This window comes from Bacillus sp. SRL337, assembly GCF_984799155.1.
Genome location: NZ_OZ481793.1, coordinates 3,510,388 through 3,531,738, shown reverse-complemented (window position 1 = coordinate 3,531,738; position 21,351 = coordinate 3,510,388). Strand labels below are relative to the sequence as shown.

Sequence of the window (21,351 nt, the reverse complement as noted above, 5' to 3'; positions counted from 1 at the left end):
AGTGTTATATTTGATTAAGAAGTTTTACATATGGATGATCTAAGGAGGTTTTTTTAATGCGTATCGGAGTACCGACAGAAATAAAAAACAATGAAAACCGTGTGGCAATGACACCGGCAGGAGTGGTGAACCTTACCCTGTTTGGTCATGAAGTATATATTGAATCCGGTGCCGGCCTCGGCTCTGGTTTTACAGATGAAGATTATACCGCTGCCGGAGGACATATTGTTGGAAGCGCAGCTGAAGCATGGTCCATGGACATGGTCATGAAAGTAAAAGAACCGCTGCCAAGCGAATACGAGTATTTCCGTGAAGGATTAATCCTATTTACATATTTACATCTGGCTCCTGAACCTGAACTGACAAAAGCTCTTATAGAGAATAAAGTAGTAGCCATTGCTTATGAAACAGTAGAAGTGAATCGTACATTGCCGCTGCTGACGCCAATGAGTGAAGTGGCAGGAAGGATGTCGACTCAAATCGGAGCCCAGTTCCTTGAAAAGATCCATGGAGGAAAAGGGATTTTGTTATCTGGCGTACCAGGAGTTTCCCGCAGCCGCGTGACCATCATCGGAGGCGGTGTTGCTGGAACGAATGCAGCTAAGATTGCTGTAGGGATGGGTGCACAGGTAACGATCCTGGACTTGAGCCCTGAACGCCTCCGCCAGCTTGATGATATTTTCGGTGGAGATGTACAAACATTGATGTCCAATCCGCTTAATATCGAGAAAGCTGTCGCAGAATCTGACCTGGTGATTGGTGCAGTACTGATTCCAGGAGCGAAAGCACCGAAGCTTGTGACAGAAGATATGATCAAATCCATGATGCCTGGATCAGTGGTAGTGGACATTGCCATCGACCAAGGCGGAATTTTCGAAACAACAGACCGCATCACAACTCATGATGACCCAACTTATGTGAAACACGGTGTTGTTCACTATGCCGTTGCGAACATGCCCGGAGCTGTTCCGCGTACATCAACAATTGCATTGACAAATGTAACGGTGCCATACGCAATCCAGATTGCCAACAAAGGCTACAAAGATGCTTGCCTTGATAATGAAGCCTTGCTTAAAGGTATCAACACACTGAACGGTTATGTGACGTATAAAGCAGTAGCTGAAGCGCATGATTTGGATTACTCTGATACAAAGACACTGCTTGCACAAGCATAATTTTAAAAGACTGTTCCTCACGGAGAAGTGGAACAGTCTTTTTTGTTGGCTCTTTTCGTAAACTTTGTTGCTATTCAATATAAATTTCAAATATATCCTGGTAAATCGTCTTAAAAACCCCTGTGAGCAGGAAAGAAAAGAGCTACTCGTTCTTTTTCGAGAGTAAAACCTCTGAATCCAGGGGAAAAATCCGGCACCTGGGATTTTTCCGAAAGCAACAATATATGCGAAAACAGCCTTTTTGTTTGATTAGAGATACTTCATTTAGGGCTTTTGAAGAGAATCTTTTTGGGGTAAAAAAGAAGGGGATGCTTGATTGAGGGAGGATATCTCCTGTCAATCAAGAAGTAAGTAGGAGTGAAAAGTATTTTTTAGGAGGGCATATAAAATGAAAGTTTCTTATCATGGACATTCAGTCGTCAAAGTTATGACAGACAAGCATACGATTTTGATTGATCCTTTTATCAGCGGGAACGAGCTTACTGACCTGAAAGCCGAAAATGAAAAGCCGGACGTCATACTGTTGACGCACGGTCACAATGATCACGTCGGGGATACGGTTGAACTGGCTAAACGGAATGATGCCCTGGTGGTAGCTCCTTTTGAATTGGCTACATACTTAAGCTGGCAGGGAGTGAACACCCACCCATTGCATATTGGCGGAGGGTACGATTTTGAATTTGGAAGAGTGAAGCTGACGCAGGCGTTCCATGGCTCATCGTATGAAACAGAGGATCAACAAATCATCTACACAGGGATGCCTGCAGGAATCCTCCTGACAGTTGAAGGGAAAACCATCTACCATGCAGGGGATACCGGACTTTTCTCTGATATGAAGCTGATCGGTATGCGCCATTCAATTGACCTGGCATTCCTTCCAATCGGTGATAACTTCACAATGGGACCGGATGATGCAGCATTGGCAGCAGAGTTTGTAAATGCCAAAACAGTGGTGCCTGTCCACTATAACACCTTCCCGCCGATCAAACAGGACCCGGAAAAGTTTGTATCCATGTTGAAAGGCCAGGAAGGAAAAGTGATGCATCCAGGAGATGTCATCGAGCTTTAAAAGATGCCGTGAAACACTGATCCGTTAAAGGGTCAGTGTTTTTTTATTCTGGTAAATGGGCGGAAGCTTTATTTCAGCCTGTTTCTTCTTTTATCAAGTGTTCATGTGCGAATAAAGCTTTTATTCCATGCTAGATCTAAGGCAGGCTTCACTCATCCCTCCAGACCACGGTATCTCCCTAAAAAGAAATAATTAATGAGATAGGTTTGTCCCGCATACATTTAAAACAAGCAGGAAAAAGGAGGAAAGGATATGAAAAAACAGAGGTATTTAATTTGCTTATTGCTTGCCGGGATGATGCTTTATTACGCTGTTCCCCGCCTGAATATTTTTGCCGGAGGCTTGCAGGAGATTTTTGCCCTCAGCTGGCTTGGCTTTGCGGCCATCGTCATCGCTGGCAATTTAACGGGACTGCTCTTTACCCCCCGCACTGTCAAAGCAAAGGGCGGCCGTTTGAAACCGAAGAAAAAGGTCAGAAAGCTGCGTTCTTTTGGCTGAACACTGAGGAGAAAATTGAAACACCAGGCTTTTCACTTTATAATGATAGGTATATTTAGGCAGCATAAAGAAGGGTGAAAAGCTTGGCGACCAAACATGAGCAAATAATTGAATATATCGATACACTCCCGATTGGGGAAAAGATATCCGTCAGGCAGATTGCGAAGGCTCTCAATGTAAGTGAAGGAACGGCTTACAGAGCCATCAAGGATGCAGAGACTAAAGGATATGTCAGTACAATTGAGAGAGTCGGGACCATCAGAATTGAACGAAAGAAAAAGGAAAATATTGAAAAGCTGACTTTTGCAGAAGTGGTAAACATTATTGATGGACAAGTGCTCGGTGGAAGATCAGGTTTACATAAAATGCTGAATAAGTTTGTAATCGGTGCAATGAAGCTGGAAGCAATGATGCGCTACACGGAAGCGGGCAATCTGCTGATTGTCGGTAACCGGACACAGGCCCATGAACTGGCTTTGAAAGCGGGAGCGGCTGTATTGATAACAGGCGGCTTCGATACGGATGAAAGTGTTAAGAGGATTGCTGATGAACTGGAGCTTCCGGTCATTTCAACCAGCTATGATACGTTTACCGTGGCGGCTATGATCAACCGTGCCATTTATGATCAACTCATTAAGAAGGATATTGTCCTGGTTGAGGATATTCTAACTACTGAAGACCAGACTGTTTACTTACATGTAGGTGACACGCTTGAGGATTGGTATGAAAAAAATCAATCAACCTTTCACAGCCGCTTCCCCGTCATCGACCGAAATAGAAAAGTCCAGGGCATGGTGACCTCAAAGGATGTAATGGGGCAGGAAAAGAGTGTTTTAATAGACAAGATCATGACCAAAAAGCCGATTGCGGTACGATCGAATACAAGTGTAGCCTCGGCAGCACACATGATGATTTGGGAAGGGATTGAAGTTTTGCCTGTAGTTGATGAGCAAAACAAGCTTCAGGGGATCATCAGCCGTCAGGATGTCCTTAAAGCGATGCAAATGATCCAGCGCCAGCCTCAGGTCGGCGAAACAATAGATGACAACATTACAAGCAATATGACGTCATCGGATACAACGGATGCCAGTGAAATAAGTTATCAATTTCCAGTCACCCCGCAAATGACGAATGGCCTCGGGACCATGTCCTACGGGGTTTTTACGACACTGGTGACTGAAGCTGCCAACAGAGCTTTGAAATACTATAAAAAAGGCGATCTGGTAGTCGAGAATATGACGGTTTATTTCATCAGGCCGGTTCAGATGGAAAGCGTTATTGACATCCGCCCCAATGTGCTGGATGTAGGGCGTAAATTCGGAAAGGTCGATGTTGAGGTTTTTCATGAATCAGTGCTTGTTGGAAAAGCGATGATGATCTGCCAGCTGATCGATAAACATTAATAAAAACCTGCATCCAATTTTGGATGCAGGTTTTGAGAATCTTAACGGTTATCCAGTTCCTCTGCTTCTTTTATTACCTGCGGCAGGAAGTGCTTGTACACTTTCCATCCCATCCAGGCACTCCCAACACCGATGATGATAAAAATAGCGGCAATGATGTAAGTGAAAGTGCTTTGAAAAAGAAACAGCTGATTGATTCCAAACATGGCGACAAATAACCCTAAGGCGATACTGGATTTACCGGAAAGCCATTTTTTTTCAATGAACCGTTTGCTTCTTACCGATTTCACTTTATAGTAAAAATAAAAAGAAAATGAAAGAATGATCAAAAATACTAGAACAGGCATATCTTAAATCCTCCAAAAATGTCGTTTGTAAACCTCCTTATAGTTTAACGGTATTTTCGCAGGATTCCAAATGAACGTTTTATGTCTAAAGGAGTTTGTCATGATCGATAAAATTATTGAGACAATTAAAGAGTATCAAACCATCATTGTTCACCGGCATGTCCGTCCTGATCCGGATGCATACGGGTCACAGGGCGGTCTCGTGGAGATTTTGAAAGCTTCTTTCCCGGAGAAGGATATATATGCAGTTGGGAAAGAAGAACCGACACTCCATTATTTAAGAAGGCTGGATCATATTGATGATAGTGTGTTTAAAGGGGCTTTGATCATCGTTTGTGATACAGCGAACTCAGCACGTATTTGCGACGAACGCTACGAGCTCGGTGACAAACTGATCAAAATCGATCACCATCCAAATGAGGACCCATACGGTGATCTGCTTTGGGTGGATACGGATGCCAGCTCAGTCAGTGAAATGATTTACCTGCTTTATAAGAACGGCAAAGAACAAGGGTTGAAAATGACAGATGAGGCAGCAAGGCTGCTGTACGGCGGAATTGTCGGCGATACCGGGCGTTTCTTGTATCCAAGCACCTCCCAGCGAACATTTGATGTGGCGGGAGAACTCATCCGCTATGACTTTGACCGCAATGAGCTTTACAACAAGATGTATGAATCTGATCCACAAGTCCTTAAGCTTCAAGGGTATGTACTTCAAAACTTTGAAATGCTCGAAAACAATGCAGGATGCATGACCATTACCAATGAGATATTGAAGCAGTTCAACCTCGTCCCTGCAGAAGCTTCCCTCCTTGTAAGTACACTCGGAAATGTAAAAGGAATCAAAGCGTGGGTGTTTTTCATAGAAGAACCCGACCAGATTCGTGTTCGTTTCCGTTCAAAAGGACCGGTGATCAACACACTTGCCAAAAAATATAATGGAGGCGGACATCCGCTTGCAGCCGGTGCTTCCATCTTTGACTGGAAGCAAAAAGAGGAGATAGTAAAAGCTCTTATCGAGATTTGTGCAAATGAATAGTAAGCGTACTGGAAAAGAGGGATTCGCCTGGCGGATTGCCTCTTTTTTATAAGATCCGTTTGGTGTGGGATGTCTCATGGGAGGTTCATGAGCCCAAAAGAGAGCTGCTTTCAAAGGTCAGGGTGTTCCATAAAGGGTTCATGAGCCCAAAAGAGAGCTGCTTTCAAAGGTCAGGGTGTTCCATGAAGGGTTCATGTGACTAAAAGAGAGCTGCTTTCAAAGGTTAGGGTGTCTCATGGGAGGTTCATAAGACCAAGAGAGAGCTGTTTTCAAAGATTAGAGTGTTCCATGAAGGGTTTATAAGACCAAAGGTGAGCTGCTTTCAAAGTCAGGGTGTCCCATGGAGGATTCATAACACCAAAGTTCATAATAAAAACACCCAGAGAAACATCCCGTCCCCCTGAGTGCCCCGAAAACTACCCATCATACTCCAATTCGAGAATGATCTTGATCACCGTATAAAAATAGATTTCTTTAATTATAACTTTGTATCTCTTGTCATTGATTTTAAGTGTCTTATTTTCAATTGTTTTTTTTACAAGGTCCTTATTTTTGTAAACAGAGTCCAGGTCTTTTGCCAGCAGCGGACTGAGGTCGCTTTTGATATCTTCTTCTGCCTGGAAGATACTGAGTGAGTCATTGATCCCATATTCTTTGGCATTGACGATTTCAAGTTTGATGTCCTGGATGGTCAGCAGCTTGCTGTTCTCTTTGTTCAGTTCTTTGAAATCCTCCTGCCAATGCGAGATATCAAGTTCTAAGTCCTTAATCGTTTTTTGCTGTTCTTCAATCAATGACGTTTGTTCCTCTTGAAGGACCCCGAACATAAATAGAAAGATCATCCAGCTGATGACACCGCCGATGAGTGCTCCGGCAAAGAATCTCTGCCATGCGGGCTGCCTGTAGTAGGGCGGGATCCTCATGGGGATATATGCTCCTGTGTCAGCCAGTAGATGAAGAGAGCGGCAGTCTGGGCTCCTCCCATGGCAGAAAGAATCAGAAGGAACTGCTTGAACACTTCTTTGGTTTCACCGTTCAGAAATCCTTTTTCAAAGCTATAAAGCGTATCAAAGGTCCCGCCGATTGCCGCGATGATCGCCCAGATCCTCAGAATGCTGGACAAGCGGGAGATTTCTGTCAGCAGCGGCTGTCCGGTCATGAAGGCGGCGAGACCTCCAAGCAAGCATCCGCCGAGGAGAACGCCCATTGCAATAAAGTAACTTTTGAAAAGCTCCGGAAAGAAAGCTTCAGTCATTCTCATCAACTCCGAAATTAATAATCTTTTTGACACTTCGCTTTCTGCATGAACGTATGCGTTTGTCCTCCAAATCCTCTTAGTTATATATATGGGACTGGCCGTTGACATATGAGGAATACAAGTTGAGAAAAAAGCGAACATATTTTCTTTTTTACTTATAGTTTCTTATAATGGAAGGAAGGAGTATGAGAAAAGGAGTGTGGGTGCTCATGTCGTTTGTCCACTTGCAGGTGTCAAGCGCTTATAGTTTATTATCGAGCACAGCTTCGATCAAAACGCTTGTACATAAGGCTGTACAGAATAACTACCGTGCGATGGCGATCACGGATCGAAATGTGATGTATGGAGTCATTCCGTTTTATCAGGAATGCCTTAAAAATAATATAAAGCCCATTATCGGGATGACCGCAGATGTAATAAGTGAAAGTGAAGAAAAGAGCTTTCCGCTTGTTCTGCTTGCCAAAAATAATGCAGGTTATCGAAACCTGTTGAAGATTTCAAGCGTGATTGGAACGAAATCTCCGGAAGGCATTCCCTATAAATGGCTGAAAGGCTATGGGGAAGGCCTTATTGGCATCAGCCCTGGGGTTAAGGGTGAAATAGAACAACATTTGCTGGCAGACAATTTGGAAAAAGCGGGAAACGTCCTCCGCAGGCTGCAGCAAATCTTTGGGGAGGACTCCTTTTATCTTTCGCTTCAAGACCATGATCTGCAAGAGGAGAGAAAGATAGAGGAGGGTTTTCAAGAGCTGAACAGGCATTTTTCTGTTAAACACGTTGTGACAAATGATGTCCAATTTGTAGAAAAAGAAGATGCGTTCGCTCATGAGTGTCTCCTCGCCATCCGTGATGGAGTGAAGCTGGCTGATGATGAACGGGAGATACTGCCGAATGACCAGTACTACTTAAAGAGCAGAGAAGAGATGCTCGATTTGTTCGGCCGCCATGTGGATGCCCTCGAAAATGCGTTGATTATCGCGGAGCAATGCAGTGTAGAGATTGCTTTTAACCAAAACCTCCTGCCTAAATATCCTCTTGCTTCCGGTGAATCCGCAGACGATTACCTTCAGGGGGTCTGCATGGACGGGCTTAAGGAGAGAGGGCTGGAGAATAAGCAAGAATATATCGACAGGCTGAAATATGAATTATCAGTTATTCAAAAAATGAATTTCAGTGATTATTTCCTAATAGTCTGGGACTTTATGAAATATGCCAGGGACCAGCATATCCTGACCGGACCGGGAAGGGGATCGGCTGCAGGTTCTCTTGTCGCGTATGTACTCAGGATCACTGATGTTGATCCGATTCGCCACGGACTGTTATTTGAGCGATTCCTCAACCCTGAAAGAATTTCCATGCCGGATATCGATATTGATTTTCCTGATTACCGACGGGAGGAAGTCATTGAATATGTACATCGGAAATACGGAGAATTGCATGTAGCCCAAATCATCACGTTTGGGACCCTGGCCGCCAAAGCAGCCCTCAGGGATACGGCAAGAGTCTTTGGATTCAATTCCAAAGAACTGGAGCAGCTTTCAAGGTTTGTTTCCTCAAGGCATGGCAGGTCCTTGAAAGCGGCCTACGATGAATCAGCTGAATTTAGAAACTTTATGAATGAATCACAGCATAAACAAAGGTTATTCCAAACAGCCCTGAAATTGGAGGGGCTGCCGCGGCATGCTTCCACACATGCTGCAGGGGTCATCATCAGTGAAAGGCCGCTCGTTGATTTGATCCCAATTCAGTCTGGGCAGGGAAGTGTTCATCTGACTCAATATCCTATGGAAACCCTGGAAGAAATTGGCCTGTTGAAGATGGACTTCCTTGGTTTGCGGAACTTAACGATTCTTGACCGGATCGTCTCTTCAATAAAGAAAGGGACAGGCAGAAGGCTCGCTTTGGATGACCTTCCACAGAACGATCAAAAGACCTTTGAGCTTTTAAGCCAGGGCAGGACAGATGGAGTTTTTCAGCTGGAGTCGGAGGGAATGAAAAATGTTCTTGTGAAATTAAAGCCGGGATCTTTTGAGGATATCGTAGCTGTAAATGCTTTGTTCAGACCGGGTCCTATGGAAAATATTCCGTTATTTATCGCAAGGAAGCATGAAGACGAAACAATCGATTTTCCTCATCCAGATTTAAAAGAAATCCTCGGAATTACATACGGGGTCATTGTCTATCAAGAACAAATCATGCAGATAGCCTCTAAGATGGCCGGGTTCACTTTGGGAGAAGCCGATTTGCTGAGGAGGGCAGTCAGTAAGAAAAAGCGGGATGTTCTGGACAGTGAACGAAAGCACTTCATCGATGGGGCCTTGAAGAAAGGGTACTCTTTTGAAACAGCTCAGGAAATTTATGATTTGATTGTGCGGTTTGCGAATTACGGTTTTAACCGTTCCCATGCCGTAGCTTACAGTATGATTGCCTACCAGCTTGCTTATCTGAAAGCCAATTATCCAACTTACTTTCTAGCTGCGCTGCTGACATCGGTGATCGGGAATGATACAAAGGTATCCCAATACATCCGTGAAGCCAAGCAGAATGATATTAACATCCTTCCTCCTTCCATAAATCTTAGCCAGTTTCCCTTTAAAGTGGAAAGAGGCGGGATCCGTTATAGTCTGGGAGCCATCAGGGGTGTTGGAGCTGCAGCCCTTAAGGAAATCTATCAGGAACGTCAGGAAAAACCATTTGCCGACTTATTTGATTTTTGCTTGAGGATATCATTGAAAGCGGTGAATAGAAAGACGTTGGAATCCCTGGTTTTTTCAGGGGCACTGGATGATTTCGGCCAGGACCGTGCCACCCTGCTGGCGAGCCTGGATGTCGCACTGGAGCATTCTGAATTGGTGCGCCCGCAGGATCAGGACTATGATCTGTTTGAGGAAGAGGAGGCCTTCTTTTTGAAACCGAAGTACACGGAAGTGGAAGATATGCCCCTTGAAAAAAAACTTGAATACGAGAAACAGGTGCTCGGATTGTACCTTTCCAATCACCCCGTTTCCCCATATGAAGAATTGTTTAAAGATATTTCGGCAATAGACCTTTTTGAGTTGGAACCTGGAAACAAGCATATCAGGGTCGGCGTCTATATTGCGGCTCTGAAGACCATCAGGACCAAAAAAGGAGAAGTAATGGCTTTTATAGTAATAAGTGACTCGAGCGGAGAAATGGAAGGTGTCGTTTTCCCAAATGCATTCCGCCAGTATTCCGCTTCACTCAAAGAAGGGAATATCCTTATGCTGGAAGGTTCGGTGGAGGAGAGGAATGACAAGCTGCAGCTCTTGGTCAATAAAGTGTTCACTATAGATGAAGTGAAAAATCTTTCAAATGAAATCAACAGAAGGCTTTATCTGAAGGTAGATACTTCTGCGGGAGAGTCTTTTGCCAAAGTAAAACAGACTTTACAAAGGTATAAAGGAACGACTCCGGTGATCATCCACTTTGAAGATGAACGCCGTACAGTACAGCTTCAGAATAATCAATGGGTGAATCCGACGGCTGAATGCCTCCGTGAACTGAAGGGGACACTAGGGGAGAAGAATACAGTTTTAAAATGATTGGACCACACGATCCCAAGAAGAAAATTAATAATAATTCCTTTACTTACTTAACCATTTATTATATTGTTTAAAGGGAAAAGGGTGGTCTGACCACTTAAGTCATTATGATCTTTATTTAAAAAAACAGCACTATTGCAGATACTTTAAGGAGTGAACAAGCTTGTCATTACGTGAAGAAGCGTTGCACATGCATAGAATAAACCGGGGGAAACTGGAATCGAAATCAAAGGTAGAAGTCAAGAATGCCAAAGACCTTAGTCTGGCTTATTCTCCAGGTGTAGCCGAACCATGTAAAGTGATCTACGACAAACCTGAGACGGTCTATGAATATACGATGAAAGGCAATATGGTAGCAGTGGTATCAGATGGGACTGCTGTACTTGGACTCGGCAATATCGGACCGGCTGCGGCTCTCCCTGTTATGGAGGGAAAAGCTGTTCTTTTCAAAAGCTTTGCAGGAGTAGACGCATTTCCAATTTGTCTCGACACTACGGATGTGGACAAGATTGTTGAAACGGTTAAATTGATGGAACCGACATTCGGCGGCGTGAACTTAGAAGATATCGCTGCACCGAACTGTTTTGTCATAGAAGAACGGCTAAAGAAAGAAACCAATATCCCGATATTCCATGATGATCAGCATGGCACGGCGATCGTCACTGTGGCTGGTCTCGTAAATGCCCTGAAAATCGTCGAAAAAAAGATGTCAGAAATCAAAGTAGTGGCGAACGGGGCAGGAGCAGCTGGAATTGCCATCATCAAGCTTCTTCACAATTACGGAGTCAGGGATATCGTCATGTGCGATACCAGAGGTGCCATTTATGAGGGACGTCCGAACGGAATGAATGATATCAAGAACGAAGTAGCCAGATATACCAATCGTGACCGCGTCGCAGGTGGGCTTGAAGATGTCATCAAAGACGCGGATGTTTTCATCGGTGTTTCAGCTGCAGGAGCATTGACGGAAGATATGGTTCGATCCATGAAAGAAAATCCGGTCATATTTGCAATGGCTAACCCTGTTCCGGAAATCATGCCCGAAAACGCTAAAGCTGCAGGAGCAAAAGTGGTGGGGACCGGCCGATCTGATTTCCCAAACCAGGTAAACAATGTACTGGCGTTCCCGGGTATCTTCAGAGGGGCACTGGACGTCAGGGCCACGCATATCAACGAAAAGATGAAGCAGGCTGCCGTTGAAGCAATTGCTTCGCTGGTGGATGAGAAGGATTTGAATGCCGATTATGTTATACCGGCACCATTTGATGCCCGTGTAGCACCTGCAGTGGCTGCGGCAGTAGCTCAGGCTGCCATGGAGACAGGTGTCGCAAGGCAGAAGGTCGATCCTGAAGAGGTGCGCAAGAAGACTGAACAGCTGGCTGTCATTGGAAAGGGTGAATAATCCGGCCGATGGATCCAACAAAACCTAGTTCAAAAGTTTTTATTGAAATCGTTAATAGAATAAGGGATATGATCTCTAATGATGATTTGCAGCCTGGTGACAAGATTCCTTCCGAAAGAGAGTTGTCAGAACGCCTGAAAGCAGGGCGTTCTTCAATTAGAGAGGCTTTACGGGCCCTGGAGCTGTTGGGGCTGATTGAAACAAGGCGCGGGGAAGGCACGTTCCTGAAGGATTTCAGAAACCACCATCTAGTGGAACTGCTGGGAACGTTTATTTTAAAGGACGACAAGGCAAGAGGCGATGTCCTGCTGACAAAGGAATGGCTGGAAAAAGAAAGCTTAAGAACCATTTTCCATTCGGATATCCGCTTGACAACTCTTCAAAGCTGCCTTGTTACAGAAGACTTTCATACCGTTGACAGTTTCTTAAGGGAAATTATCCATCAATCAAATAATCTGTTAGGAGAAAAGATTTGGTATATCCTTTCTCAATATGGATCTATGGTGGAAAAAGCAGTGCCGATGGATAAAAAGTACAAAGATGCCGGCAAGTGCCTGATCGAATCTCTTCATGCAAAAGATGAAGATAGAATGTGGGAATCTTATTATATATTGAAAGGGTAAGCTTGATGCATCCCTATAGCAAAACTTGTCGAGAAAATACCGACATGTTCCTACATCCTTTTTGCTTGAAGTAAGATAGAGTGAATAAGAGCATGTCCTGTAATCAAACATTACTATCATCAGAAAATAGAATTCGTCCTTTCCTTAAGGACAGGTACCGACACTAGTGTAAATAAGGAGGTTTCACTTTTGCTTAAGGATCTTTTTGTTAAAACGAAAAAGAAGAAATACGCAACCATCCCCTCCGATGCGGCTAAACAAGACGTACCGGAAGGAATCATGACGAAGTGCCCGAATTGTAAAAAAATCATGTATACTAAAGAACTTCAAAAAAATCTGAACGTCTGTCTTCATTGTGATTATCATCATAAAATGAACGCATTCGAACGCTTGGACAGTTTCTTTGACGAAGGAACATTTCAAGAGCTGGATGCTGACTTGATATCAGAAAACCCGCTTGATTTTCCTGATTACATAGAAAAACTGGAAAAGGACCGTGAAAAAACAAGTATTAACGAAGCCGTCGTAACGGGTGCCGGAAAAGTGAATGGCTTTGATGCTGTTACCGCCATTATGGATTCACGTTTCCGTATGGGAAGCATGGGTTCGGTTGTTGGTGAAAAAATCACACGGGCAGTCGAAGAAGCAGACAGAAGAAACTGCCCATTCATCATTTTCACTGCTTCCGGCGGGGCCCGTATGCAGGAAGGGGTATTATCCCTGATGCAAATGGCAAAAACGTCTGTAGCACTAAGGAGATTCAGTGATAACGGAGGATTGTTCATCTCCATCATGACCCATCCGACTACAGGCGGAGTTTCAGCGAGCTTCGCTTCACTTGGTGATTACAATTTTGCTGAACCTGGGGCGCTGATAGGATTCGCAGGAAGAAGGATTATTGAACAGACGATAAGGGAAGATCTCCCTGAAGACTTCCAAACTGCTGAATTCCTTCTGAAACACGGGCAGTTGGATGATGTTATTTCACGATTGGACTTAAAAGAGAAGATCTCGAACATCCTGGAGATCCATCAGTGGGACGGTGAATTGACATGGTAAATGAAATGGAATTTGAAAAACCGGTGATACAGCTTAGAAATAAGATTACAGAGTTGAAGGATTTCACAAAGAATTCCGATGTGGATCTCTCCTCAGAGATTGAAAAGCTGGAAGCCCGTTTGCATAAACTGGAAAATGATCTTTATGAAAATATGAAACCTTGGGACAGGGTGCAAGTAGCCAGACACCCGAATAGGCCGACCACCCTTGACTATATCAGCCATTTGTTTACTGATTTCCATGAAATGCATGGTGACCGCCTTTATGGGGACGATGAAGCCCTGGTGTCAGGGATAGCGAAATTTAAAGGTCTTCCTGTGACAGTCATCGGCCACCAGCGGGGAAAGGATACAAAAGAAAATATCCGGCGCAATTTTGGTATGCCTCACCCGGAAGGATACCGTAAAGCACTAAGACTGATGAAACAGGCCGATAAGTTCGGCAGGCCGATCATCTGTTTTATTGATACAAAGGGTGCTTATCCTGGAAAAGCTGCCGAAGAACGCGGGCAGAGTGAAGCCATTGCACGGAACCTGTTTGAAATGGCCGGGTTAAGTGTACCGGTGATCTGTATTGTAATCGGAGAAGGAGGAAGCGGGGGAGCCCTTGCATTGGGTGTGGGAAATCATATTCATATGCTTGAGAACTCCACCTACTCTGTCATTTCCCCGGAAGGTGCAGCAGCGCTTCTTTGGAAGGATTCGTCCCAAGCTAAAAGGGCTGCAGAATCAATGAAGATTACAGCCCCTGATCTAAAGGAACTGGGAATCATTGATGAAATCATTCCGGAAGTAAAAGGCGGTGCCCACAAGGATGTCAAGGAGCAAGCCGGAAACATCGATGAAATCATCAAGGCTTCTCTGGAGCAATTGGTGCCTCAGACCTCAGAACAGTTAATCCAAGGCCGTTATGAAAAATATAAATTAATGGGTGAATATACTGTTTTAGATGAGTATACGGGGGTAAATTCTTAAGCGTGGGACCTTTTCCACGCTTTTTTGCTTTTTTATCAGTGATGGAGAGCGAACAGGTAGTTGAAAACGCATTATTTTACAGTTAAACGCTTTCATTTATTAGAACATTCCGTCTTTTAGTCTAAAGGTTCTATATTCGTTGTTAGCAGTCAATCTTCATGTTATTTTAGAAATAATCCATAGGTGTATTGCCTATAATAATAAGTGTTGTATTGTATCCCCGAAACTCTTCTTGCAGCTCTCCAAAAAGTTCAATAACAAATTTACTATACATAAAGACATATTAAGAGGTGGTTTACTATGAAAAGAATAGGTGTATTGACAAGCGGCGGAGACTCGCCGGGTATGAACGCAGCTGTGCGGGCAGTCGTCAGACAGGCTATTTATCAAGGCATCGAAGTGTACGGAATTTACCAAGGTTACAACGGTTTGATCAACGGAAACATCAAAAAGCTTGAGCTCGGATCTGTTGGTGATATCATCCATCGCGGAGGCACGATGCTCTATACTGCGCGCTGTGAAGAATTCAAGACAAAAGAAGGGCAGCAGAAGGGCATCGAGCAGCTCAAAAAGCATGGAATTGAAGGCTTGGTTGTCATCGGAGGAGACGGTTCTTATCGCGGGGCGAAAGCACTGACTGAACTTGGTTATCCTTGTGTAGGTGTACCAGGGACAATCGACAATGACATACCTGGAACAGAGTATACAATCGGGTTTGATACGGCATTGAATACAGTCATCGATGCAATTGACAAGATCCGCGATACAGCTACTTCGCATGAAAGGACATTCATTGTTGAAGTCATGGGTCGAAATGCCGGGGACCTTGCTCTTTGGGCAGGGCTTGCAGGTGGTGCAGAGACAATCTTAATCCCTGAAGACAATCATGATATGGACGATATTGCGAGCCGCTTGAAAAAAGGCCAGGAGCGCGGTAAGAAGCATAGTATTATCATTGTAGCTGAAGGGGTGATGAGCGGGAATGAATTTGCTGCCAGACTTGAAGAAGCGACAAATCTGGAAACCCGTGTTTCCGTACTGGGGCATATCCAGCGTGGGGGCTCACCGACAGCATCAGATCGTGTGCTTGCAAGCCGTTTAGGTTCCCATGCAGTCGACTTGCTTGCAGAGGGTAAAGGTGGAAGAGCAGTAGGAATCGAGAAAAATCAGCTGATTGATTATGATATCATAGAAGCATTGGCTAAAGAACATGTACTAGATTTGAACATGTACAAACTATCTAAAGAGTTGTCCATCTAAAAGAACTTGCAGAAAGATTGAAAATGACAGGAAATATCCAGGAGGCATGTAGGAATGAGAAAAACAAAAATTGTATGTACCATAGGACCGGCGAGTGAATCGGTAGAAAAGTTAACAGAACTAATTGAAGCTGGAATGAATGTAGCTCGTTTGAACTTCTCTCATGGAGATCATGAAGAGCATGGAGCGAGGATCCAAAACATTAGGACAGCTGCTGAAAAGACAGGAAAGACAGTTGGTATCCTTCTAGATACGAAAGGGCCGGAAATCCGGACGAACAACATGGAAAATGGTGCAATCGAGCTTGAAAGAGGATCTGAAGCCATTGTATCCATGCAGGAAGTCCTTGGAACTCCTGAAAAGTTCTCCATTACTTACGATAGTCTGATTGATGATGTAGAAGTTGGATCCAAAATCCTTTTGGATGACGGCTTAATTGGTCTTGAGGTCATCTCCCTTGATAAAGGTGCAGGGGAAATTAAGACGAAAGTACTTAACTCCGGGACACTGAAAAACAAGAAGGGTGTCAATGTTCCTGGTGTATCTGTGAACCTGCCTGGTATCACTGATAAGGATGCCAGTGATATTCTCTTTGGTATCGAACAGGGTGTGGACTTTATCGCAGCCTCTTTCGTTCGACGTGCTTCCGATGTATTGGAAATCCGTCAGCTGCTAGAGGATAATAATGCTGCAACTATCCAAATCGTGCCTAAAATCGAAAACCAGGAAGGTGTCGATAATATCGATGAAGTACTGGAAGTTTCCGATGGTTTGATGGTAGCCCGAGGCGATCTGGGAGTAGAAATCCCGGCCGAAGAAGTGCCTCTTGTACAAAAAGCGTTGATTAAAAAATGTAATGCATTAGGCAAGCCGGTCATCACGGCAACGCAAATGCTTGACTCCATGCAGCGCAACCCACGTCCGACAAGGGCGGAAGCGAGTGACGTGGCAAACGCAATCTTTGATGGGACGGACGCCATTATGCTTTCAGGTGAAACCGCAGCTGGTGCCTACCCGACAGAGGCTGTTCAAACGATGCATAATATTGCTTCTCGTGCAGAAACAGCGCTTGACTATAAAGAGGTCCTTTCCAATCGCAGCAAAGACACTGGACATAATATGACGGATGCCATTGGGCAATCTGTTGCCCATACAGCCATCAACTTATCTGTCAATGCCATTGTGGCTCCGACAGAAAGCGGCCATACAGCAAGAATGATTTCCAAGTACCGCCCTAAAGCGCCTATCATTGCGGTAACAGCCAGTGATTCTGTCTCTCGCAAGCTTGCGTTGGTTTGGGGTGTGTATTCCCAAAGCGGCCGAAAGGTTTCCACTACAGATGAAATGCTGGAAATGGCCGTTGAGGAAAGCGTAAACTCAGGTATCATCACACACGGTGACCGAATCATTATCACTGCTGGTGTGCCGATTGGCGAGTCTGGAACTACAAATCTTATGAAGATTCATGTTGTCGGCGATATCCTTGCAAAAGGGCAGGGAATCGGACGTAAAACAGCATACGGAAAAGCGGTAATTGCCAAGAATGCTGCCGAAGCCAATGAAAAAGTACAGCCAGGTTCCATTCTTGTTACTGTGGGAAGCGACAAAGATATGGTACCGGCACTTGAGAAATGTTCCGCCCTGATTACAGAAGAAGGCGGGCTGACAAGCCATGCTGCAGTTGTTGGAATCAATATCGGAATCCCTGTCATTGTCGGGGTGGAAAATGCAATGTCCCTATTGAAAGATGGCCAGGAAATCACAGTGGATTCCTCTAGAGGGGTCATTTATGACGGACATGCAAGTGTACTGTAATTAATAGGTCTTATGAAGATAGTGATGTCTCCGTAGAGGGACGTCACTTTTCTTTTTTTGGGAGTATCGAATTGTTGGAAAATTGCCGTATCCTGGCATCAGTTCATTTTGACGTCATATGATATAATAAATACAGGTTGTCCAACAAAAATGGGGGAATCAAAATAATGAGATATATGATGTTATTCTTAATCGTAGTGCCTGCACTTGAAATAGGACTCTTGATCCTTTCCGGGCAGACCTTCGGAGTACCCGCGACAATTCTATTAATTATTGCTACAGGCGTCCTTGGCGCTTATTTGGCAAAAAAGCAGGGTCTTCAGGCCATAAGGAACGTTCAGGAAGAAATCAGGACTGGCCAGCTTCCCGGGGATGTCATCGTCGATGGGCTGTGTATCCTGGTAGGAGGGGTATTGCTTCTTACACCCGGATTCATAACGGATGCCATTGGTTTTATTCTGTTGTTCCCACAGACAAGAAAAGTGGTCAAACCATTCATCTATAGATTATTCAGAAGGTGGATCAACAACGGCAACGTTATAATATATCGATAAACAAACAAAAGCTCCGTTCTTTGAACGGGGCTTTTTTGTATGAAGGGAAACTAGAGCTCAAAAAAGAGTGAAGAGACGGAGAAAGGGAGATCTGTCCAGGCTTAGGAGTTCAAAAGAGAGAGGAGTCCAGGTGGGAAGGAGATCCAGGAGGCAGCTGGAGTTCAAAGCCGGGCCAAACAATAAAAAACTCTTGCCTCCGACATGGTGCTGGCCGCCAGAAATCACAAACCTCCCATAAAAGCCTTAAATGATCCCCAACATGAATGAAAAACCTCTCTGTAAAAGCCTGCAAAATTTTATTCTTTTATATCAGTTTTCCCTTTAATGAACATCCATAAATCATGGAACACACCTGCATTTCGCAGGGTAGATAAAATCACCAGGGTAACAGGGCCGAGAATAAGGCCGAGGAAGCCTACGAGTTTGAACCCTACGAAAAGGGCGATCAAAGTCGCTAAAGGGTCCAGCCCGATGCTGGAAGATAGGACTTTTGGTTCCATGATCTGCCTTTGGACCACAACTACCAGATAGAGTACACCCAGTCCGACAGCCAGGCCGATGTTCCCCATGATCAACTCGTAAATGATCCATGGTACAAACACGGCACCGGTCCCAAGGTATGGGAGGATGTCCACCAGTCCGCTGACCAGGGCAATGGTAATCGCATAATCAACACGCAGAATCAAAAGTCCGATGAGCACAATCACTGCTGTAATCGAAACTAAGGTAAACTGGGCACGAATGAATCCAAGCAGTGCTTTTTTTAGGTCGGTGAAGACTCTCCTGCTGCTCACTGCAGCTTTGACAGGAACATATTTGGCGAATTTTTCTGAAAGGTGGTACCAGTCTTTGCTGATAAAAAAAGTCGCCAATGCAGAAAAAATCAGGACTGTAGCTGCATTTGGAATCCAGGAAACCAGATTCGGCAGTTTCTGAAAGAAGTTTTGTAAAAAATCACCTGCTGAGGAGGCGATTTTTTCGCCAGCTGCTTGAATGTTTTCCAGAATGGCTCCCTGCTGTCCAGCCTCCAGGTCTTTGAACAGACCGCTGATTTGATGGTAAAAAGGTATGACTTGTCCAGCTACAAAGTTTTCGAAGTACTCCACAAGAGTATCTACATGCCTGGGAACAACATCTGACAGATAATTGGCACCAGATACTATTTCCGTGATCAGCAAAGTGATGAGGCCGACAAACAAGGCGATGATCAGAATCAAGGCAAGTGCGACAGCCAGCCCCCGCGGCATTTTAGCTTTCTTCTCCAGGAAGTTTACAAATGGGTTAATAAGAAGGGCGATTACTAAAGCGATGATGAATGGATAGGTCACCTTGGAGATGTAAAAGATGGCTATCCCCGTTAAAACTACTACCGCTGTGACAAATAAAAAACGCAAGCAGCGGTAAAGAAATTCTACATTCATTCATGTCCCCCCAGGATATTTTCAATATATTACTATTCTATTTTATATGAGCACTATTATGAAAGAAAGATACTTCTGGGGGGATAAAGGAATTCTTGAGTAAAACTTGCATATTCTTTCAATTCCTTGTTGGCAGCTCGGAAAATAAATTGAGAAAGTATGGAAACTTATTAGTTTCCCCATATACTATCATTTTCCTTCTGATCACTAGTGGCCAGAAAGATAATCTCCTCGGTTGGATAGGTTTAAACCCTTATACGGCCATGGGTTTCCGGCAGGTCAGGCGAGAATCAATAATGGTTAGAAGAAATGGAAATACTATGTTAAGATAGAGATAGAAATAGAGTTGTTTATTTTTCTACTAAAATAATTATTGTAGAAATTAATCCGTTTTCATTCACAAAAGTCAGATAATTGTTTATAATAGAAAATGAAAGCGCATCCCATTATTTGAATCCGGAGTAAATTCTGAATCCCCGGGATGAGTGTGTGGTACTTTGTTGAGCGAGCGCTCGATAGCGCTGGTCTTATACCAATTATCGTTATATTTTGGAACAAGCCTTTTTTTAAGAGATTATATTTCTCTTGGAAACTAGTTCATCTTATAGTGGACAACTGGCGAAATTCAGATAAAGGAGAGGTTTTTAATGACAACAACTCGTGGATTAGAAGGTGTTGTAGCTACTACTTCATCAATCAGTTCGATCATTGATGATACCCTTACATACGTAGGCTACAATATCGATGATTTAACAAACAATGCCAGCTTTGAAGAAATCATCTATCTATTATGGAATCTTAAATTGCCTGCGGCTTCCGAGCTTGACGAGCTGAAAAAGGAGCTGGCAGAGAATGCTGCCCTGCCTAAGGAAGTAATCGAGCACTTCAAAATGTATCCAATCAAAGAGGTCCATCCTATGGCTGCCTTAAGGTCAGCTGTTTCATTACTTGGTTTGTATGATGAAGAAGCCGATGTAATGGAAGAAGGAGCAAACTTCCGCAAAGCCGTTCGCCTTCAAGCTAAAATCCCTACTATAGTTACATCCTTTGCTCGGATCCGCAGTGGAAAAGAACCAATCGCTCCAAGGACTGACCTTGGTTTTGCGGCAAACTTCTTATACATGCTAACAGGCAATGAGCCTGCAGATATCGAAGTTGAAGCATTCAACAAGGCGCTCGTTCTTCATGCGGACCATGAACTGAATGCATCCACTTTCACTGCGCGTGTATGTGTGGCGACACTGTCAGATGTATATTCTGGCGTAACTGCCGCTATCGGCGCGTTGAAAGGACCTCTTCATGGCGGTGCCAACGAACAGGTGATGAAAATGCTTACGGAGATTGATTCAGTAGACAACGTAGAATCTGTCATCCGCCAAAAGCTGGATAACAAAGAAAAAATCATGGGCTTCGGCCACCGCGTTTATCAGCAGGGTGACCCAAGAGCAAAACACTTGAAAGAGATGTCCAAGAAACTGACTGAGCTTAGAGGCGAAAGCAAATACTATGAAATGTCCACGAAGATTGAAGACATCGTGACATCTGAAAAAGGATTGCCGCCAAATGTTGATTTCTATTCAGCTTCTGTCTATCACAGCCTTGGAATCGACCATGACCTGTTCACACCGATCTTTGCGGTGAGCCGGGTGTCAGGCTGGCTTGCACATATCCTTGAGCAGTACAGCAATAACCGCCTGATCCGTCCTCGTGCGGATTACATTGGTCCTGGAAAGCAGGAGTATATACCTTTAGAACAGCGCGGTTAATATTTTACAAAAAGCTTAATATCTGGTGTAATGACAATGGAAAAGGCTTTTGCTTTTATATAGCCGGGCCTTTTCCGTCAACAATAAAGCGGGTCTGATTCCAAAGGTATTCATGCCTTTTGTCA

General features: G+C 44.1%; 18 protein-coding genes. 14 read left to right on the top strand and 4 right to left on the bottom strand.

All coding sequences use genetic code 11. The annotated features are described in order from the left end of the window. Positions 1–56: 56 nt before the first annotated feature. The 4 genes from ald (at position 57) to AC4E8A_RS17880 (ending at position 4,145) form a co-directional block, all read left to right on the top strand. Positions 57–1,175 carry an alanine dehydrogenase gene (gene ald, locus AC4E8A_RS17895; protein ID WP_490194968.1) on the top strand — a complete coding sequence of 373 codons (1,119 nt, stop codon included), beginning with the start codon at positions 57–59 and terminating at the stop codon, positions 1,173–1,175. Positions 1,176–1,563: 388 nt separating this feature from the next. Then, complete coding sequence (locus AC4E8A_RS17890; protein ID WP_490194966.1) at positions 1,564–2,244, top strand: metal-dependent hydrolase; 681 nt, start codon at positions 1,564–1,566, stop codon at positions 2,242–2,244. 252 nt (positions 2,245–2,496) lie between these two features. Then, positions 2,497–2,742 carry a hypothetical protein gene (locus tag AC4E8A_RS17885; protein ID WP_490194964.1) on the top strand — a complete coding sequence of 82 codons (246 nt, stop codon included), beginning with the start codon at positions 2,497–2,499 and terminating at the stop codon, positions 2,740–2,742. Between the two features lie 83 nt (positions 2,743–2,825). Next, positions 2,826–4,145: a DRTGG domain-containing protein gene (locus AC4E8A_RS17880; protein WP_490194962.1), complete on the top strand. Its 1,320-nt coding sequence runs from the start codon at positions 2,826–2,828 to the stop codon at positions 4,143–4,145. Between the two features lie 41 nt (positions 4,146–4,186). On the opposite strand, the gene AC4E8A_RS17875 is transcribed toward AC4E8A_RS17880, so the two are convergent. Then, on the bottom strand, positions 4,187–4,492 hold the full coding sequence (locus AC4E8A_RS17875) for a YtpI family protein (protein WP_490194960.1): 306 nt from the start codon (positions 4,490–4,492) through the stop codon (positions 4,187–4,189). Between the two features lie 100 nt (positions 4,493–4,592). Between AC4E8A_RS17875 and AC4E8A_RS17870 the strand changes: the two genes are divergently transcribed. Next, positions 4,593–5,531 carry a DHH family phosphoesterase gene (locus AC4E8A_RS17870; RefSeq protein ID WP_490194958.1) on the top strand — a complete coding sequence of 313 codons (939 nt, stop codon included), beginning with the start codon at positions 4,593–4,595 and terminating at the stop codon, positions 5,529–5,531. 416 nt (positions 5,532–5,947) lie between these two features. Here the strand turns inward: AC4E8A_RS17870 and ytrI are convergent, their stop codons facing one another. Both ytrI and ytrH read right to left on the bottom strand, forming a co-directional pair. Next, positions 5,948–6,454 (bottom strand): sporulation membrane protein YtrI, encoded by a 507-nt coding sequence (gene ytrI, locus AC4E8A_RS17865; RefSeq protein ID WP_490194956.1) that lies wholly within the window; start codon positions 6,452–6,454, stop codon positions 5,948–5,950. Continuing rightward, the gene (gene ytrH / locus AC4E8A_RS17860; RefSeq protein ID WP_490194955.1) at positions 6,451–6,786 is read right to left on the bottom strand and encodes a sporulation membrane protein YtrH; all 336 of its coding nucleotides are present in this window, start codon (positions 6,784–6,786) and stop codon (positions 6,451–6,453) included. The genes ytrI and ytrH overlap by 4 nt, the downstream gene beginning before the upstream one ends. Before the next feature lie 212 nt (positions 6,787–6,998). Between ytrH and dnaE the strand changes: the two genes are divergently transcribed. From dnaE to AC4E8A_RS17820, 8 genes are all read left to right on the top strand, one after another. Continuing rightward, complete coding sequence (gene dnaE / locus AC4E8A_RS17855) at positions 6,999–10,352, top strand: DNA polymerase III subunit alpha (RefSeq protein ID WP_490198928.1); 3,354 nt, start codon at positions 6,999–7,001, stop codon at positions 10,350–10,352. Positions 10,353–10,515: 163 nt separating this feature from the next. Then, on the top strand, positions 10,516–11,754 hold the full coding sequence (ystJ, locus tag AC4E8A_RS17850) for an NADP-dependent malic enzyme (RefSeq protein WP_490194953.1): 1,239 nt from the start codon (positions 10,516–10,518) through the stop codon (positions 11,752–11,754). An 8-nt stretch (positions 11,755–11,762) separates the two neighbouring features. Continuing rightward, on the top strand, positions 11,763–12,377 hold the full coding sequence (locus tag AC4E8A_RS17845; protein ID WP_490194951.1) for a FadR/GntR family transcriptional regulator: 615 nt from the start codon (positions 11,763–11,765) through the stop codon (positions 12,375–12,377). Positions 12,378–12,566: 189 nt separating this feature from the next. Then, positions 12,567–13,436 carry an acetyl-CoA carboxylase, carboxyltransferase subunit beta gene (gene accD, locus AC4E8A_RS17840; RefSeq protein WP_490194949.1) on the top strand — a complete coding sequence of 290 codons (870 nt, stop codon included), beginning with the start codon at positions 12,567–12,569 and terminating at the stop codon, positions 13,434–13,436. Then, on the top strand, positions 13,430–14,410 hold the full coding sequence (accA, locus tag AC4E8A_RS17835) for an acetyl-CoA carboxylase carboxyl transferase subunit alpha (protein WP_490194947.1): 981 nt from the start codon (positions 13,430–13,432) through the stop codon (positions 14,408–14,410). The genes accD and accA overlap by 7 nt, the downstream gene beginning before the upstream one ends. A gap of 300 nt (positions 14,411–14,710) precedes the next feature. Continuing rightward, entirely contained in the window at positions 14,711–15,670 is a 960-nt protein-coding gene (gene pfkA / locus AC4E8A_RS17830) for a 6-phosphofructokinase (RefSeq protein ID WP_490194945.1), read from the top strand. A gap of 54 nt (positions 15,671–15,724) precedes the next feature. Next, a complete protein-coding gene (pyk, locus tag AC4E8A_RS17825; protein WP_490194943.1) occupies positions 15,725–17,485 on the top strand; it encodes a pyruvate kinase in 1,761 nt (586 codons plus the stop codon). 167 nt (positions 17,486–17,652) lie between these two features. Beyond that, on the top strand, positions 17,653–18,039 hold the full coding sequence (locus tag AC4E8A_RS17820) for an FxsA family protein (protein ID WP_490194941.1): 387 nt from the start codon (positions 17,653–17,655) through the stop codon (positions 18,037–18,039). Between the two features lie 296 nt (positions 18,040–18,335). Here the strand turns inward: AC4E8A_RS17820 and ytvI are convergent, their stop codons facing one another. After that, positions 18,336–19,460 carry a sporulation integral membrane protein YtvI gene (gene ytvI / locus AC4E8A_RS17815; protein WP_490194940.1) on the bottom strand — a complete coding sequence of 375 codons (1,125 nt, stop codon included), beginning with the start codon at positions 19,458–19,460 and terminating at the stop codon, positions 18,336–18,338. A gap of 647 nt (positions 19,461–20,107) precedes the next feature. Here ytvI and citZ point away from each other — a divergent pair. Further along, positions 20,108–21,226 (top strand): citrate synthase, encoded by a 1,119-nt coding sequence (gene citZ / locus AC4E8A_RS17810; protein ID WP_490194938.1) that lies wholly within the window; start codon positions 20,108–20,110, stop codon positions 21,224–21,226. Positions 21,227–21,351 lie beyond the last annotated feature (125 nt).

Excerpts from the sequence above, each read along its gene's own strand:
- pyk (WP_490194943.1), top strand. The coding sequence starts at position 15,725 with ATGAGAAAAACAAAAATTGTATGTACCATAGGACCGGCGAGTGAATCG.
- ald (WP_490194968.1), top strand. The coding sequence starts at position 57 with ATGCGTATCGGAGTACCGACAGAAATAAAAAACAATGAAAACCGTGTG.
- dnaE (WP_490198928.1), top strand. The coding sequence starts at position 6,999 with ATGTCGTTTGTCCACTTGCAGGTGTCAAGCGCTTATAGTTTATTATCG.
- AC4E8A_RS17870 (WP_490194958.1), top strand. The coding sequence starts at position 4,593 with ATGATCGATAAAATTATTGAGACAATTAAAGAGTATCAAACCATCATT.
- AC4E8A_RS17875 (WP_490194960.1), bottom strand. The coding sequence starts at position 4,492 with ATGCCTGTTCTAGTATTTTTGATCATTCTTTCATTTTCTTTTTATTTT.
- AC4E8A_RS17885 (WP_490194964.1), top strand. The coding sequence starts at position 2,497 with ATGAAAAAACAGAGGTATTTAATTTGCTTATTGCTTGCCGGGATGATG.
- ytrH (WP_490194955.1), bottom strand. The coding sequence starts at position 6,786 with ATGACTGAAGCTTTCTTTCCGGAGCTTTTCAAAAGTTACTTTATTGCA.
- ytvI (WP_490194940.1), bottom strand. The coding sequence starts at position 19,460 with ATGAATGTAGAATTTCTTTACCGCTGCTTGCGTTTTTTATTTGTCACA.
- AC4E8A_RS17845 (WP_490194951.1), top strand. The coding sequence starts at position 11,763 with ATGGATCCAACAAAACCTAGTTCAAAAGTTTTTATTGAAATCGTTAAT.
- citZ (WP_490194938.1), top strand. The coding sequence starts at position 20,108 with ATGACAACAACTCGTGGATTAGAAGGTGTTGTAGCTACTACTTCATCA.
- AC4E8A_RS17820 (WP_490194941.1), top strand. The coding sequence starts at position 17,653 with ATGAGATATATGATGTTATTCTTAATCGTAGTGCCTGCACTTGAAATA.
- AC4E8A_RS17890 (WP_490194966.1), top strand. The coding sequence starts at position 1,564 with ATGAAAGTTTCTTATCATGGACATTCAGTCGTCAAAGTTATGACAGAC.
- ytrI (WP_490194956.1), bottom strand. The coding sequence starts at position 6,454 with ATGAGGATCCCGCCCTACTACAGGCAGCCCGCATGGCAGAGATTCTTT.
- pfkA (WP_490194945.1), top strand. The coding sequence starts at position 14,711 with ATGAAAAGAATAGGTGTATTGACAAGCGGCGGAGACTCGCCGGGTATG.
- accA (WP_490194947.1), top strand. The coding sequence starts at position 13,430 with ATGGTAAATGAAATGGAATTTGAAAAACCGGTGATACAGCTTAGAAAT.